The 15,877-nt window shown below is 50.1% G+C and carries 12 protein-coding genes and 1 tRNA gene; 5 read left to right on the plus strand and 8 right to left on the minus strand.

From position 1 onward, the window contains the following. The first annotated feature begins 114 nt into the window (after positions 1–114). The gene (locus tag AC2YIT_RS10865; RefSeq protein ID WP_430844605.1) at positions 115–840 is read left to right on the plus strand and encodes a hypothetical protein; all 726 of its coding nucleotides are present in this window, start codon (positions 115–117) and stop codon (positions 838–840) included. Positions 841–888: 48 nt separating this feature from the next. On the opposite strand, the gene AC2YIT_RS10870 is transcribed toward AC2YIT_RS10865, so the two are convergent. The 5 genes from AC2YIT_RS10870 to AC2YIT_RS10890 form a co-directional block, all read right to left on the minus strand. Further along, positions 889–1,950 carry a 6-bladed beta-propeller gene (locus AC2YIT_RS10870; protein ID WP_487279189.1) on the minus strand — a complete coding sequence of 354 codons (1,062 nt, stop codon included), beginning with the start codon at positions 1,948–1,950 and terminating at the stop codon, positions 889–891. Positions 1,951–2,023: 73 nt separating this feature from the next. Then, the gene (locus tag AC2YIT_RS10875; RefSeq protein ID WP_106597721.1) at positions 2,024–2,983 is read right to left on the minus strand and encodes a 1-phosphofructokinase family hexose kinase; all 960 of its coding nucleotides are present in this window, start codon (positions 2,981–2,983) and stop codon (positions 2,024–2,026) included. A 114-nt stretch (positions 2,984–3,097) separates the two neighbouring features. Continuing rightward, a complete protein-coding gene (locus AC2YIT_RS10880; RefSeq protein ID WP_487279190.1) occupies positions 3,098–3,787 on the minus strand; it encodes an SDR family NAD(P)-dependent oxidoreductase in 690 nt (229 codons plus the stop codon). 112 nt (positions 3,788–3,899) lie between these two features. Beyond that, positions 3,900–5,144, minus strand: a complete 1,245-nt coding sequence (gene clpX, locus AC2YIT_RS10885) for an ATP-dependent Clp protease ATP-binding subunit ClpX (RefSeq protein WP_106597723.1) — start codon at positions 5,142–5,144, stop codon at positions 3,900–3,902. 240 nt (positions 5,145–5,384) lie between these two features. Then, a complete protein-coding gene (locus tag AC2YIT_RS10890; RefSeq protein WP_106597724.1) occupies positions 5,385–6,059 on the minus strand; it encodes a ClpP family protease in 675 nt (224 codons plus the stop codon). Between the two features lie 249 nt (positions 6,060–6,308). Here AC2YIT_RS10890 and AC2YIT_RS10895 point away from each other — a divergent pair, with 249 nt between their 5' ends. Further along, positions 6,309–6,683: a helix-turn-helix domain-containing protein gene (locus tag AC2YIT_RS10895; RefSeq protein WP_223402371.1), complete on the plus strand. Its 375-nt coding sequence runs from the start codon at positions 6,309–6,311 to the stop codon at positions 6,681–6,683. A 73-nt stretch (positions 6,684–6,756) separates the two neighbouring features. Here the strand turns inward: AC2YIT_RS10895 and tig are convergent, their stop codons facing one another. Together tig and AC2YIT_RS10905 are read right to left on the minus strand one after the other, a co-directional pair. Next, positions 6,757–8,109 carry a trigger factor gene (gene tig, locus AC2YIT_RS10900; protein WP_430844610.1) on the minus strand — a complete coding sequence of 451 codons (1,353 nt, stop codon included), beginning with the start codon at positions 8,107–8,109 and terminating at the stop codon, positions 6,757–6,759. Positions 8,110–8,276: 167 nt separating this feature from the next. Next, positions 8,277–8,358 (minus strand) — tRNA-Leu (locus tag AC2YIT_RS10905). 169 nt (positions 8,359–8,527) lie between these two features. Here AC2YIT_RS10905 and AC2YIT_RS10910 point away from each other — a divergent pair. The 3 genes from AC2YIT_RS10910 to AC2YIT_RS10920 all read left to right on the plus strand — a co-directional run bounded on the left by AC2YIT_RS10910 (position 8,528) and on the right by AC2YIT_RS10920 (position 12,819). Next, positions 8,528–10,816, plus strand: coding sequence for a RelA/SpoT family protein (locus AC2YIT_RS10910; RefSeq protein ID WP_487279191.1), 2,289 nt, complete (start codon positions 8,528–8,530; stop codon positions 10,814–10,816). Between the two features lie 128 nt (positions 10,817–10,944). After that, the gene (locus AC2YIT_RS10915) at positions 10,945–11,445 is read left to right on the plus strand and encodes a Fur family transcriptional regulator (protein WP_291204066.1); all 501 of its coding nucleotides are present in this window, start codon (positions 10,945–10,947) and stop codon (positions 11,443–11,445) included. Between the two features lie 78 nt (positions 11,446–11,523). Continuing rightward, positions 11,524–12,819, plus strand: coding sequence for an adenylosuccinate synthase (locus AC2YIT_RS10920; protein WP_487279192.1), 1,296 nt, complete (start codon positions 11,524–11,526; stop codon positions 12,817–12,819). 67 nt (positions 12,820–12,886) lie between these two features. On the opposite strand, the gene AC2YIT_RS10925 is transcribed toward AC2YIT_RS10920, so the two are convergent. After that, positions 12,887–15,829, minus strand: a complete 2,943-nt coding sequence (locus AC2YIT_RS10925; RefSeq protein ID WP_487279193.1) for a DEAD/DEAH box helicase — start codon at positions 15,827–15,829, stop codon at positions 12,887–12,889. Between the last annotated feature and the right edge of the window lie 48 nt (positions 15,830–15,877).

Below are 15,877 nucleotides of genomic sequence, written 5' to 3' on the forward strand. Positions count from 1 at the left end.
AATCGGGAAGTATTTTGTCAAATTTTCAGCGGATTAGGGTCTTAGGCGTAAATTTGTGCTCCATTTTGCCGCTTAAAATCGTTGTCGGATATTCTTTTAACCAAAATCATGCTGATGCCCCCGCTGATTGCCGGGGTAACAATGGCCGTTCGCAAATGGGGCGAGGGGCTGGGCGGCTGGATCGGCGGGTTCCCCTGGGTGGCGGGGCCGATCTCTTTCTTCATCGCATTGGAGCACGGAGCTGCGTTCGCGGCTTCAACGATCACTTCGGCATTGTTGGGGTCGGTGGGTACGATGCTCTTCGCGTTGGTATATGCGACGCTTTCCCGGCGGATGAGCTGGTTACCGACGGTGCTGCTCAGCTACGGCGCATTTTTTGTGGTTGCATTGCTTTCGCTGGGCAGGGATGTTCCGCTCGCAGCTGGTGTCGGGCTGAACTTGGCGGTGCTGACGCTGGTGTTATATTTTTTCCCAAAACCTAAAACAAAAGCAGAGTTCAAGAAACAACCTTCCTGGGATATTCCATTGAGAATGTTGGTGGCGACGCTCTTCGTGGTCGCTCTCACACAAGCAGCCGATCACCTTGGCCCGACTTGGAGCGGGATATTGACGCCCTTTCCGATCATGACTTCGACGCTGGCGGTCTTTACGCATTCACAGCAGGGCTCGGACGCCGCGATCAGGATATTGTACGGCTTGCTACTGGCGGGTTATGGGTTCGTCGCGTTCCTGGTGGGCGTGGCTTGGTTAGTGCCACAAATGCCCATCGGTGTTGCCTACGGCATTCTGACGATTTCGACGATGATCGTGAATGGGGTTACAATAAAACTGATCCGCTAGCGCCGCCAACGGATCAGATATTCGTTTGAGTATGTCTTATGTTTTTGCTTAAACTCTTTCCAGCTTTACCGGGTAAGTCTTCTTAGCATTCCATTGGCACACATAAATATTGTGGTCGTTATCGACGCACACATCGTGGCAATGCATGAATATTGGTTTCTCCTGCACCATCAATTGCAGCTCGCCGTTTCGGTACTCGGGTTTGGTACCTCCCGGGTTTGAAATCACTTTATTGGCTTTATCAATAATCGTTACGAAGCCCGAGTTCGGCGTCTGGTTCAGGTAGCGCAGGCGCGACCAGCACACACCCGCGTAAAGCGTGTCGTCCTTGAAAACCGGGCGACAAACGAATGCGCCGGGCAGGAATATGGTGCTCAGGTATTTGCCATCCAAAGTGAATTTCTTGAATGCGTTGTGCGCGCGCGAAGTGACGATGAGCGTTGGGTTTGCTTTATCGCGGTAATCGATCGCGATGCCGTGAGCGGTAGAGAACTGAGAATCGCCGTCGCCGGAGCCGCCGAACTTATCTATAAACTCGCCTTTGGGGGTGTATCTCAAAATCCATTGCGAGCCATAGCCGTCGGCAATGTAAATGGTACCATCCGGGCCAATGGCCGTTTCGGTAGGCTTGAACGGATCCGCTTCTTTATAGGCGCCTACCTTCGACGGATGTTCGATCGTGAGCAGGATTTTGCCTTTCAAATCTGTTTTAAAGACCTTACCGATGTTGGGATCGCTGATAAACAGGAATTCTTCCCCGTTTGCATTCCATAGCGTAAGCCCGTGCCCGCCCGGAAATTCATGCCCCCAGCTTTCCAGCAGCTTGCCCGATCGGTCGTAGATAAGGATATTGTTTTTAACCTCATCACCCACCATGATCAGCCTGCCTTTGCTGTCCTGCACCATTTCGTGGCAGTTGTTGACAGGGAACTGGGACGCGTCGAGGTTACCCCAGTCCTGGTGTACCTTATAGCGGTGGCTACCATGGCCGATCACCTCGCCATCCACCCTCGGTTTGGCGTGTAGAATGTAGAACGGTTTAAAAGTAAGGGCGGCGGCAGTGGCTGCGGTAATCTTTGCAAACTGACGGCGGGAATGTGTTTCGGACATGACGAATCTTTTTAATTTTTTGAAAAAAGACCGGACTCCCGATTTCTTACTATTTGTTCATACATAGTTTTGATCAACTGGCAGAGTAGCGTTTTCCGTAGCGGTTCAGCCAGTCGAGCAGGCGGTTGACGTCCTGCATTCTAAATAGCTCGCTGCCAGAGTTCATGGTGGCGGCGGTACCGCACGCAACCCCCATCCGGACTGCCTCGCGGTAGGATTTACCTTGCGACAATGTCCATACAATGCCCGCCAGCATACTATCGCCGGCGCCCACGGTGCTTTTCGGCTGCACGGGAGGGGCGGGGATGTGCTCTACCTGGTCTTCGGTGACGAGCATCGCGCCCATCGCGCCCATGGATACGATCACGATCTCGCATTGCCCGCGTATGATGAGCGCGCGGGCAGCATCGTCGACTTCATCCATTTCCAGCTTATCGACGCCTACCAGTTCGCTGAGCTCAGTAATATTCGGTTTCAAAAGATATACGCCTGCTTCGGTAGCATAACGGAGCGCATCGCCGGAAGTATCGGCAATGAACCGCGCGCCCTGGTTATGGGCTATTTTGGCGATTTGCCCATAAAAATCGGAAGGTACTCCCGGAGGAAGGCTACCGCTGGCGATAATGTAAGATGGCTTGGGGTCAAGTTCCTCCATGGTTTCGAGGATCGAGCGTACTTCGGTCGGCATCATTTCCGTGCCGGGCATTCCGAAACGGTACTGGAAGCCAGTGCTGGTTTCCAACACGTGAAAGTTTTCCCTTGTCCACTGTTTGGTTTCGATCACCATAGTTTCCACTCCCTCGCTTTTCACGAGCTTGTGGAGACGCTGGCCGGTGGGGCCGCCCACTGTAAAAATAGCGATCGGATTGCCTCCCAGCCGGTGAATGGCCTTGGCTACGTTGATTCCCCCGCCACCTGCTTCGAAATTGGGTGCGTCGCAACGCAGTTTATTGTCGGGGACGATGCGCGGCACATTGGAGCTTTTGTCGAGCGCGGGATTTATTGTAAGGGTTACAATCGGTCCGGTAGCCATAGGAGTACGGTGTCTGGTGAACTATTTTACGCGAATAAAAGAAAAAAAGCGATTCTCTCTGCGTTCGTATTGCATTCGCAGCAATTTCTTCACAACACAACCGTTTAAGTGCTGCTAGTATTGCTCTTCCAGCACACTTTTGCCGCCGTCAACCACGAGTACCTGTCCGTTGGTAAAGCGGGCGTGGTCCGACAACAGGTACACGGCAGCACCGTCAAGGTCTGCTGGCATGGAGGTGCCGGTGGAAATTACGTTGATACGAATATCGTGTCCTGTGTAAGCTGCCGCAATGGATTTTGAGAAACCGATTACCGCGGCTTTGGACGTTGCGCCTGCGTGGCGCGGGTCGCCTTCTGCCGGAGCGGCTTCGGGGCTCAGATTCAAAATGGATCCACCTTTGTTCATTCCCATAAATGTCCGTACTGCCGCCTGGTTCGAGAGCATGAGTGACGTCAGGCTCTGATCCAGTGTTCTGCGCCAGCTTTCCAGGCTCAGACTATGTAGCGGACCGTCGGTTGCAGGCTCCTCATGTTCTTCCGGCGCGTGATACAATGCATCGAAACTTCCGAATTCCCTTATACAGAGCTGGATCGCGTCCAGCGCCGTCTGAGGCTGCGTTGCGTCACCTTGTTTGGCTCTTGCATTGCTCCCCAGGTTCAATTCTGCCATCAGGCAACTCTCCGGGTTGCGCCCCACTACCACCACGTTGGCGCCGTTTCGGACAAAGGCTTGTGCTGCGGACAAGCCCGCGCCGGTGGTTCCTCCGATAACGACGATCGATTTATTTATGAGCCAGTTCTCCATTTAAAATAATATAGTGTTTTTGTGTAAAAATAGGACTATTGGGGTGAAAAAAGAAGCGCCCTGCTCCTTTGAAAGAGGCAGGGCGCTTGCAAAAATGCTAATGTGATGGCTACTAGGCGACTGAGCGAAGCAATGCCATCGAAGATTTTTCGAATTTATCTTTCGCATAATCAAGCGAGAGCGTGAATTCTTTCACATCTTTTTGAGAAGGCAGATCGAACATCGCGTCGGTCATGATCGACTCGCAGATGGCGCGCAGACCGCGGGCGCCGAGTTTGTAGATCATCGCCTGATCAACAATGTAATCGAGCACCGCGTCTTCGAAATGCAGGGTAATGCCCTCCATTGCGAACAATTTGCTGTATTGCTTTACCAAAGCATTTTTAGGCTCGGTCAGGATGCGGCGCAATGTCTCGCGATCGAGCGGGTTCAAGTGCGTGAGTACCGGCAAGCGACCGATCAATTCGGGGATGAGCCCGAATGATTTAAGGTCCATGGCCGTCACGTAGCGCATTAAATTACCTTTATCAAAAATTTCGATAATGCGGTTGTCGCCATTGAAACCGATCGGGCGGGTGTTGATCCGTTTTCCGATGTGGCGCTCGATGCCATCGAATGCACCGCCGCAGATGAAGAGGATGTTTTCGGTATTCAAAGAAATCATCTTCTGGTCCGGGTGCTTGCGGCCTCCTTGCGGCGGCACGTTCACGATCGAGCCTTCGAGGAGTTTCAACAATGCCTGCTGTACACCCTCGCCGCTTACGTCGCGGGTAATGGAAGGGTTGTCCGACTTGCGGGCGATCTTGTCGATCTCGTCAATATATACGATACCGCGCTCTGCCGCTTCCACATTATAATCCGCAGCTTGGAGCAGGCGGGTCAGGATCGTTTCCACATCTTCACCGACATAACCTGCTTCGGTTACCACCGTAGCATCGGCTACGCAGAAAGGTACTTGCAGAATGCGTGCAATGGATTTAGCGAGATAGGTTTTACCGGTACCGGTTTCGCCTACCATAATAATGTTGGATTTCTCGATCACAACGTCGTCCTCGGTGCTTGCCTGGTTCAGACGCTTGTAGTGATTATATACCGCCACCGCCAGCGAGCGTTTCGCTTCGTCCTGGCCTATGACATATTGTTCGAGGAAATGCTTGATATCAGCGGGAGGAATGGGCTTTAATTTCGGAAGCTTCGATTTCTTCTCTTTCTTGTCCTCTTTCGGCCCTAGCTCTTCCGTAACTACCTGATGCCCCTGGGCAATGCAGTGGTTACAAATGTGAGCGTCAATCCCGGATAGAAGCAAATCCACTTCGCTTTTTTTACGTCCGCAGAACGAACAACTTACTTGTGCCATCGATTCGATTTTAGCAGTTTTGTGAATGTTTCAGGCTTCGGAAAGCCATGGTAAACAAACGTGTGAGTCAAAGTAACAAGAAGACGGAGTGTAATGTTCAATCTTCCTTACAATTGACAATTAGCGGTTATCTTAATGCAAATTTCCGGTTTTTTGACCGGGTTACCAAATCAAGGTTAAGCCATATACTAAAAACGCCCCGACAGCAGGCTGCGGGGCGATGTTGAAAGGTCGTTCAACTTATTTTTCGCGGGTAAGCACCTCGTCGATCAAGCCGTATTCTTTTGCTTCCGTTGCTTTCAACCACTTGTCACGGTCGGAATCCAGGCCGATTTGCTCCGGCGTCTGACCAGTGTGGTGTGCAAGGATTTCGTATAGCTCATGACGCAGTTTCACGATCTCGCGGGTGGTGATCTCGATATCGACCGAAGTACCCTGCGCGCCGCCGGATGGCTGGTGAATCATCACACGTGCGTGCGGGAGCGCCGAGCGCTTGCCTGCCGCGCCGCCTGCGAGCAACACCGCGCCCATAGAGGCCGCGAGGCTGGTACATACGGTCGCTACGTCCGGACGGACGTATTGCATGGTGTCGTAAATACCCAGACCGGCATAAACCGAGCCGCCGGGGCTGTTGATATACATCAGGATATCCTTCTTGGGATCTGCCGATTCGAGGAAGAGTAGCTGGGCTACAATAATGTTGGCGATATTGTCGTCCACGCCTGTGCCCATAAAAATAATGCGGTCGGCCATCAGACGGGAGAACACGTCGACCTCGCGGAAGTTCATAGGGCGTTCCTCGATCACCGAACGGGTCATGTTTTCAACAGAGTGGTTCATGTAACCGTCCACGGTCAGACCATTCATTCCCAGGTGGTGAACGGCATATTTTCTAAATTCATTTCCGTAATTCATCGAAAAAATTAATTTTTAATTTATCAATAGTTAAAGGGCAACTGAGTTCGAGAACAAAAAGCAATATAGCTTAGTTTCTGTTTATATCGCCGCAGGTTTCCCGGTTGCATGGCACAAATTTGACCATTTCACCGAATAATCCTTGTCAATTTCGGCGATAAATTATCGAAAAATGCGACAGTCATCAGCCCTGTTCAATGACTAGATTGCAGCATAAAAACGTTATACCACGCTTAATAACCGGACATTATGAACGTCACATCCAATTTATCAGAGAAAATACGGCAGATAAGGCTGCAAAAAGGCCTTTCGCAGGAAAATATGGCAGACATGCTTGGCTTATCGACGACAGCCTACGGAGATATCGAACGCGGCCGCACGGAGCTTTCGGTTTCAAGGTTAGAAAATGTAGCCAAGCTGCTTGACGTGCCATTGCCCGAATTGCTCGGCATTGATGTGTCCATGTCAGAGACTGAATGGCTTCGCCAAGAGAATACCCGCATACTAGCCGAAAACCGCCGGCTGCAAAATGAACTGGATCAATGGAAGCTGAAATTCAGGCAATTGTTCGGCGACGGCATTGTCCGGCAAATAGGAGAGGAGCGACAGCGCATTGGTTTCTAGGATGCATTGGAACAAAAAAACACCGCCCGGTTACCCGGGACGGTGAAAAAAATGTTTTTTATATTTTCTGAAATTAAGCTTCGGCTTCCACTTCGCCTTTCGCCAGTTTTTCGAATTCTGATACTTCAACGGTCTGCTCGTCGGTGCTTACCTGGCCGCGGATTACTTCGAGAACTTTGTTGTCAAACACCTGGTTGAACACGCTCGTATAGTTATCCCGTTCTTTGTCGGCAAGGTAACCTTGTGCCACGCGGTCGATCGTTTCGCGCATCGATTCGTCGTCGCCGTAGATACCGAATTGTCCTTTCACCATTTCACGTGTGAATGCGAGGATTTCAGGGTATTCTACTTTTACTTCCGATTTGTCGGCGATCTTGTTTTTGATCAGGCTCAGTTTCAAAGATTTCGCGAAATCACCGAACTGTTCGTCGATTTGCTCACGGGTGAACTTGCCTTCGTTGGTGCGCTCCAACCAGCTTTTGAGGAATTCCTCAGGCAATTCGATGGAGATAGCATCCAGCAATGCATTCTCGATATCGCGACGGAGCAATGCTTCGGTTTCGCGCTCGTAGTTGCTTTTGATGATTTCAAGAACCTTCTCGTTGAACTGCTCTTCGCTTTCAACCTGGCCTGGTCCCAATACTTTGTCGAAGAACTCCTGCGTCAATGCGGCTGGTGCAGAGCGCGTTACGTCTTCAACTGTCAATGTATATTCGCCTGAAAGATCAGCGATATCTTCTTTTTTCTTACCGGTTACGTGAGCGATAGCCGACTCATCAGAGAATGTATCCTGAATGTCGAAAACGATTACATCGCCTTTTTTTACGCCGATGAATTTCGCAGCAGCTTCTTCCTTAACTTGTTTGGTAGGGATCGCAGTGCGGGTTGTGAATTCGGTCGATTCCTGTTTCAGCTCACCGAAGATCATGTCTCCTGCTTCGCTTACTTCCGGGTGAATGCTGTCGGCGAAACGCTCGCGAAGGCTGTCGATCGTCTTCGTCAGTTCGTTGTCGTCCACATTGATCGTGTAACGCTTGATGGCAGGCAATGCGCTCAGGTCAGCGTCGAAATCCGATGCAATACCCAGGTCGTAGCTGAATTCGAATGAGCTAGGAGTATCCCAGTTCACTTCTGCCGCTTTGTCGCGGTCAGGCACAGGATCACCTACTACCTGCAATTTGTTTTCGCGGATATAGCTGCTTACTGCGTTGCTGAGGATGTTATTCACTTCGTCAACCAGAATGCTCTTACCATACATGCGCTGGATCACATGGGATGGTACTTTGCCGGGACGAAATCCTTTCAGGTTCACGCGTTTCGAATAATCCTTGATCGTTTTATCAACTTTTGGCTGATAATCTTCCTTGGTCAACGTTACTTTCAGAGAGGCTAAGGTCGGCGAACTCTTTTCTAACAAAACTTCCATGTGTCGCTAAGCTATTGGTAAATACCTTTGTTACATTTGAACAGAAAAAAACAAAAATGCCCTCAAAACGAAGTCCTGAGGGCATTTGACGGGTTTCAATACTACGGAGCAACTCATTTTCCCAGCTAGATGAGGAATCTGACGCCCCGTCATTCCCTTGTATTTCGTACGGGCGGAGGGAATCGAACCCCCACGCCTTGCGGCACTAGATCCTAAGTCTAGCACGTCTACCAGTTCCGCCACGCCCGCTCACTTAGTCCCGTTTTTCAACACGTTCGTCGAATTGGGAGTGCAAAGGTATTTCTATTTTTCCAAAACATGCAAATTATTTTCAAAATTTTATCTTTGGGTAAAAGCGTATTGAAAAATGTCGCTAAAATTTGTTATTTTGGTGAAGCATACCAATTAGAAAATAGCAGTGGAGCAACTGGTTGAATCCCTCAACATTGACCTGGAACAGGAGCGTAAGGATATCCTCAAAAAATACCGCCGGCTTTTAAGAACAGCTAAGCCATTTTTGAAGGATAATGATGCTAAATTAATCAAAAAAGCCTTTTATACTTCCGTCGATGCGCATAAGGATATGCGTCGCCGGTCGGGAGAGCCGTACATATACCACCCCCTCGCAGTAGCACAAATCGTGGTCGAAGAAATCGGGCTCGGTACCACCGGCATCGTGGCGGCATTGCTTCATGACGTGGTGGAGGATACCGACATGGGTATCGACGATATTGAGCGGCTGTTCGGTAAAAAAGTCGCCAAGATTATCGACGGGCTGACCAAAATCTCAGGTCGGTTCGAATATGGCTCGTCGCAGCAGGCGGAGAACTTCCGGAAGATGTTGCTGACGCTCTCGGACGATGTACGGGTAATCCTTGTCAAGCTTGCCGACCGCCTGCACAACATGCGCACGCTCGACAGTATGCCGCGCGACAAGCAACTCAAAATCGCTTCCGAAACGATATTCATTTATGCGCCGCTCGCGCACCGGCTTGGGTTGTACAGCATCAAGTCGGAGCTCGAAGAGCTTTATTTGAAATATACCGAGCCCCAGGAATACCGTGCCATTGCCAGAAAGCTGCGCGAGACGAAAAACATTCGTGACCGCTTCATTTCGAAGTTTATGGAGCCGATTGCGCAGGACCTGGAATCGGCCGGGCTGAATTTTATCCTTAAAGGCCGCCCCAAGTCGATTTATTCGATCTGGAACAAAATGCGGAAGCAAAACAAACCTTTCGAGGAGATATACGACCTGTTTGCGATCAGGATCGTACTTGAATCGCCGCCGGAAAGCGACCGCGAAAAGGCAATCTGCTGGCAGGCGTATTCCATCGTTACCGACCATTATAAGCCCAATCCCGACCGGCTGAAAGACTTTCTGAGCACGCCGCGCGCGAATGGATACCAGTCGCTGCATTCGACGGTAATGAGCAAGAGTGGCCAATGGGTGGAGGTGCAGATACGAACCTCGCGCATGGACGAGATCGCGGAAAAGGGCTACGCGGCGCACTGGAAGTACAAGGGAAATGATACAAAAGTTAAGGGCAATATTGAGCAGTGGATCACGCAGGTGCGCGAGACTTTGGAGAATGGGTTTGGAGATAAAACGGCTGCTATTGAGTTTCTCGACGAATTCCGCAGCAACCTTTTCAATGAAGAGGTATTTGTATTTACCCCCAAGGGCGAGCTGAAGGTATTGCAGGCTGGTTCAACGGCACTGGACTTTGCATTCGACATTCACTCCGAAGTAGGCGCGCATTGCATGGCAGCCAAAGTAGGTGGCATCCTCGTGCCAATCAGTTACGTGTTGAATAACGGCGATCAGATCGAGATCATTACTTCGAGCAAACAGAAGCCGAACGAGGACTGGCTGCGCATTGTGGTCACTTCCAAGGCAAGGGCGCGGATCAAGGATTTTCTCAAAGAAGAAAACCGCCGGTACGAAACCGACGGGCGCCAGTTGGTTGAGAAAAAACTTAAAATACTCGGAATGGACGCTACCGCAGAGGTAATGAACCAGCTCCGTGCGTTTTTCGAATGCAAAACCACGACCGACTTCTTCTACCGCATCGGCAAGGGGTATATTCCCGTCGATGACCTGAAACGCTTCAAACGCGACCGCGAAGCGAAGGAGAGGAAAGCCGCGGAGAATAGCGCCGCCAACAACGCGCCGCCGGCCACAGGTACGGATGGCAAGGCATTGACCAAATACCTGAAACAAATCCACGGCGACCGTGCGGACAGCGACACGCTGCTGATCGGCGACGATATGGACAAGATCGACTACAAACTTGCGCAGTGCTGTAACCCCATCGCGGGCGACGACGTTTTCGGGTTTGTGACGATCAATGAGGGCATTAAAATACACCGCACCACCTGCCCGAATGCTGCCGAGCTGATGTCAAAGCACGGCAACCGCATTATCAAGGCCAAATGGTCGGGCAAGGATGAAGCATTCCTGGCCGGGCTCTACCTCTCGGGTACCGACCGCGTGGGTTTGGTGAACGACGTCACGCGGATCATTTCGAACGAGCTGCACATCAACATGCGCGGGCTTACGATCGATACCAAGGACGGTGTATTCAATGGCGACATTAAACTTTACGTGCAGGATACCAGGCACCTGGACATTCTGATTGCCAAGTTGGAGGAGGTCGAAGGCGTGTACAATGTGCAGCGTTTCGATACCAACCTGAACGGCAAGTAGCCAATTTGAACCATTGCCGCTCCACAGTGTTATTGAATTGGTAATTAATGAGGTTAGCAGCACTATGCTTGCGAATGTGAGAGTGATTTAAGTAAAAAAGCGTATTTTCGCGCAAGATTATCAGAGATATGCCACAAGCCAGCAAACCAAATTTCGAGGCCGCTAAGAAAATTTTAACGGCTTACCTGGAAAACAAGGGACTTCGTAAAACGCCCGAGCGCTTTGCGATTCTCGAAGAGATTTACACCAGGGAGGATCATTTCGATGTAGATGAGCTGTATATCAGCATGAAAAACAAACGTTACCGCGTGAGCCGTGCTACGGTTTACAACACGCTCGACGTTCTGGTGGATTGCGACCTGGTTACCAAGCACCAGTTTGGCAAAAACCTCGCGCAATTCGAAAAGTCGTACGGCAATAAGCAACACGATCACCTGATTTGTACAGATTGTCATAAAGTAATGGAGTTCTGCGATCCGCGCATTCAGTCGATTCAGAACATGGTAGGGGAAATGCTGAATTTCAGCGTAATGCACCACTCGCTTATTTTCTACGGAAACTGCAACAAGGAAAATTGCCAGAACCGCACGGAGGCACCACGGGAAACCGCCGTTTACGAAGACAGATAATTATCATGATCAAGCCCAGTAATGCACCCATTGCCGGGTCACTTACACCATATTAAGTTTCAGTAATCCAATATTTGAATGAAAGTTGACGTACTACTTGGTCTTCAATGGGGAGACGAGGGAAAAGGAAAAATTGTGGATGTCCTGGCGCCACGCTATCAGGTTGTAGCCCGTTTTCAGGGTGGGCCTAATGCCGGACACACATTGGAGTTTGACGGTATCAAACACGTTCTGCACCAGATCCCGTCGGGGATTTTCCGCAGCGATATTCAGAATATCATCGGAAACGGTGTCGTGCTCGACCCGGTTGTGTTCAAAAGAGAGATCGAAGGTCTCGCGAAATATAACCTGGACCTGATCAGCAATTTGTTTGTATCGAAAAAGGCATCCCTGATCCTGCCAACCCACGCCCTGCTCGACGCTGCTTACGAGCGTTCGAAAGGTGATTCCAAGATCGGCTCGACTTTGCGTGGCATCGGCCCTGCTTACCAGGATAAAGTAGCCCGCCTGGGCTTGCGCGTAGGAGACGTTCTTTCTCCGAATTTCGCAGCCAAATACAAAAAGCTCGTTGATGCCCACAAAGTAATCCTCGATTTCTATTCATTCGATTACTCCGAAACGTTGCCTGCCGCCGAAGAGAAGTTCTTCGATGCGATCGAGTTCATGAAGCAGTTCACGCTCGTGAACAGCGAATACATCGTGAACGGCGCATTGAACGAAGGCAAAACCGTACTTGCAGAAGGTGCACAAGGCTCTTTGCTCGACATCGACTTCGGTTCTTACCCATTCGTGACCAGCTCCACGACCATGACCGCCGGCGCTTCGACCGGATTAGGCGTCGCGCCACGTCAGATCGGGGAGGTGTTTGGTATTTTCAAGGCTTACTGCACCCGTGTAGGAAGCGGACCGTTTCCTACTGAATTGAATGACGAAGTAGGCGAGAAGATCCGTCAGGAAGGACGTGAATTCGGTGCTACTACCGGTCGGCCACGCCGTACCGGCTGGCTCGACCTGCCTGCATTGAAATATGCGATCATGATCAACGGTGTAACGCAACTGATCATGATGAAGGTAGACGTACTGACCATTTTCGATAACATCAAAGTTTGTACGCATTACCGCCTCGCGGATGGTACTTTGACCGACCAGGTTCCTTATGATCTTTGCGACGAAGCCGTTGAGCCGGTTTACAAAGATTTCAAAGGCTGGCAAACATCGCTCGACGGCGTACGCGATTTCGACGCAATCCCTGCGGAGCTGAACGCATACGTGAAGTTCCTCGAAGCGGAGTTGAACCTGCCTATTACATTTATTTCAACCGGCCCTGACCGCGAAGCGCTGATCAGCCGTGAAGCTGCTGCTGCGGAAGCGTAAGGAACGAAAAGATAGAGATAGAATATGGTACTGTCAGCCTGAGCAGAGTCGAAGGCTGACAGTCGTTTTAAGACAGCAGATTCAAAACATCCTCCCGCGTCAGCGATTTGATGAAACCTTCTTCACTGGAAATCAAATCATCCGCCAGCTGCTTCTTCGAGCGCTGCAATGCGAGAATCTTCTCCTCCACCGAATTTTTGGTAATGAACTTATAAGTAAATACTGTCCGGTCCTGACCAATGCGGTGTGCGCGGTCTACTGCCTGTGCTTCGATAGCCGGGTTCCACCAAGGGTCGAGAATGAAAACGTAGTCCGCGGCTGTAAGGTTAAGACCTAACCCGCCGGCTTTCAGGGAAATGAGGAAAATCTTGATGTTTTCGTCGTTCTGGAAAGATTCCACTTGCTCCTGGCGGTCGCGCGTGGCGCCATCGAGGTAGGCGTAATTGATTCCTTTTTCATCGAGGTAATGCCTGAAAAGATCGAGGTGTTTAATATATTGGCTGAAAATCAATATCTTATGATCTTCGCTCATGACGGTTTGTAACTTGTACAGCACGTCTTCAAATTTGCCCGAATCATACGCATAATCCGGATCGACCATCACCGGATGGTTGGCAAGCTGCCGGAGTTTGGTCAGGCCCTGCAGTACCACCAGTTGCGATTTCGACATGCCCTCCGAATCGATGCTTTGGAGGATGAGGTTTCGGTAATAGGCTTTCGCTTCCTCGTATGCCTTCTCCTGCTCGTCCGACATGTCACAATATTGAATGCTTTCGACTTTTTCGGGCAAATCCGTTGCAACCTGCGATTTTAATCTCCTTAATATAAATGGCTTAATGAGGTTATAAAGCCGCTTGGTCTTTTCCTCATCCCCTTTCTTTTCAATCGGGATCTGGAATTCGTCCCTGAAGAACGTTTGGCTACCGAGCAATCCGGGGTTCACAAACGACATTTGTGACCAGAGATCAAGCGTATTGTTTTCAATGGGCGTACCGGTCAGCACGAGCCTGTGCGCCGAATTGAGGCGTCTTACTGCCTTTGTAATGATCGAGCCCGGGTTTTTAATGGCCTGCGATTCGTCGAGGATCACATAGTTGAAACGGTAATCCTCCATGAGCTCGATATCCAGCCTGACAATCCCGTAAGAAGTCAATATCAGGTCATAATTATCAAACTGAGCGGTGTCTTTCTCGCGGTTCGTGCCCGTGTACAGGAGCACACGCATGTCGGGTGTGAACTTGCTGGCTTCCAGCTGCCAGTTATAGAGCAGCGAGGTAGGCATGATGAGGATCGACGGGCGATCCGCACCGCTTTCTTTTTCGGATTGCAGCAATGCGAGCGTCTGCACCGTTTTTCCCAAACCCATATCGTCGGCCAGGCAGCCTCCGAAGCGGTATTGTTTCAAAAAGCGCAACCAGTCATAACCCGTTTTTTGGTAAGGGCGCAGCAATCCCTGGAAATGCGCCGGCGATTCTGCCGGTTCGATATGTTGGAAGTTCCGCAAGTTTTCGAGCTTGCGGCTGATTACCGCCGTAGCAAGATTGTCCTCTTTCAGCTCCTGTACCAATGCCAGATGGTGCATTCGAAGGCGCAGCTGATCGTTTTCATGGCTACTTTCTGTAAAAGAGAAGAACTCCGAATATTTGGTGAACCACCATTCAGGGATCACCGCTATTTCGCCATTGGGCAGTAGAAATTCCTTTTTTCGGTGAAGGATGTAGTTCCGCAGTTGGATGAATGGTATTTCAAACTCGCCGAAAAGCACTTTGGCATTGATATCAAACCAGTCGCGGCCTTCCTGTATGGAGATATCCAGCGATGAATATCCCAGGAAATAGCGCTTGGTATCGGCGGTATTCTGCCGGACCGTGATACCATGCTCGGCCAATGCGATCGCATTACTTTGCAACCAGCCAAACGCTTCCGATTTGGGCATCTGGATCTTTCCGTTACGGATGTTCAGGCCCATATCTTTCAAAGTGCGTACATGGGCACCTTCGACTTCGATATTCCTTTTAACTTTATTAAAAAAATACTCATTGCCTTTCTTCTCCATGTGTACGCTTGACGCATGCGCGAAGCTGTCGTAATGAAACGAAAAGCCGGCATACTGAAACGATAACTCGAATGCGACGTCGTTGTCTTCTTCTTCCAACACTTCCACATCCTCGCTGTCCTGGAAAAGCACGGCGGATTTCTTTGGATTGGATGAGTATTCTGAAATCGTAAGAATGGTTTTCGGCACAGACGACACGTTTCTGATCTCGAACCCCCTTGCCACCACATCATATGAAGCAATGAGCGGTGCTACGAAACGGCCGTAGTATTGTTCCTCGACCTGGCCTGGAATGGCAATAAACTTTTTCGCGAGAAAGGGCTTGATCTTTTTGCCATCCACATTGCCCTCGAAATGGTAAAGGTGCCCGTCGAGCACCAGCCAGGCAGGATCTTCGCAGATCAGAAAAGCATTTTTGTACTGGAATTCCAGCTTCTGCATCTTGTGCCGGATCGTCGGGAAATAGTGGGTATTATCCTCGTTCCGGATGAAATGGAAGCGGATCGTCGCTTTTTCAGACTCCCAGGTCACAGGTTTCCACAGTGGGTTACCATCATTACCCATGATGAAAATGTCCTTTCCGGCGAGCCTTTCGAGGATGCGTGATTTACAGCTTTCAAGATATCCCGCGATCGTTTCCTGAATGACCTTGTCGCCTTTTTGAGGGTCATAAACTTTCAGGAAGAAATCTACCGCATTCAGTTTCTTCGGATTGTATTTTTTGAGCACTGCGTCCTGCTGAATGTCGTCGATCAGCTTGACGAGCTCAAAATCCCTGGTATCGAGGCCAGAACGGAACTCCTTGATGTTTTTTGAGGAAATGTTCTGCACCTGAAACGAAAAGTCGCCCTGCGCATTAAGCTGGACGACAAAGGCTTCGAAGATGTACCCCAGATACTCATGGTTAAGAATTGAATAGACAATTTTAAACGGCTCTGAGGGAGAAACTTTCATTAGAATATCGTTGGCTAAGATTCGTGTTGATGCCGAAGAAGCCCTTCC

The organism is Dyadobacter sp. SRI_021 (assembly GCF_057586235.1).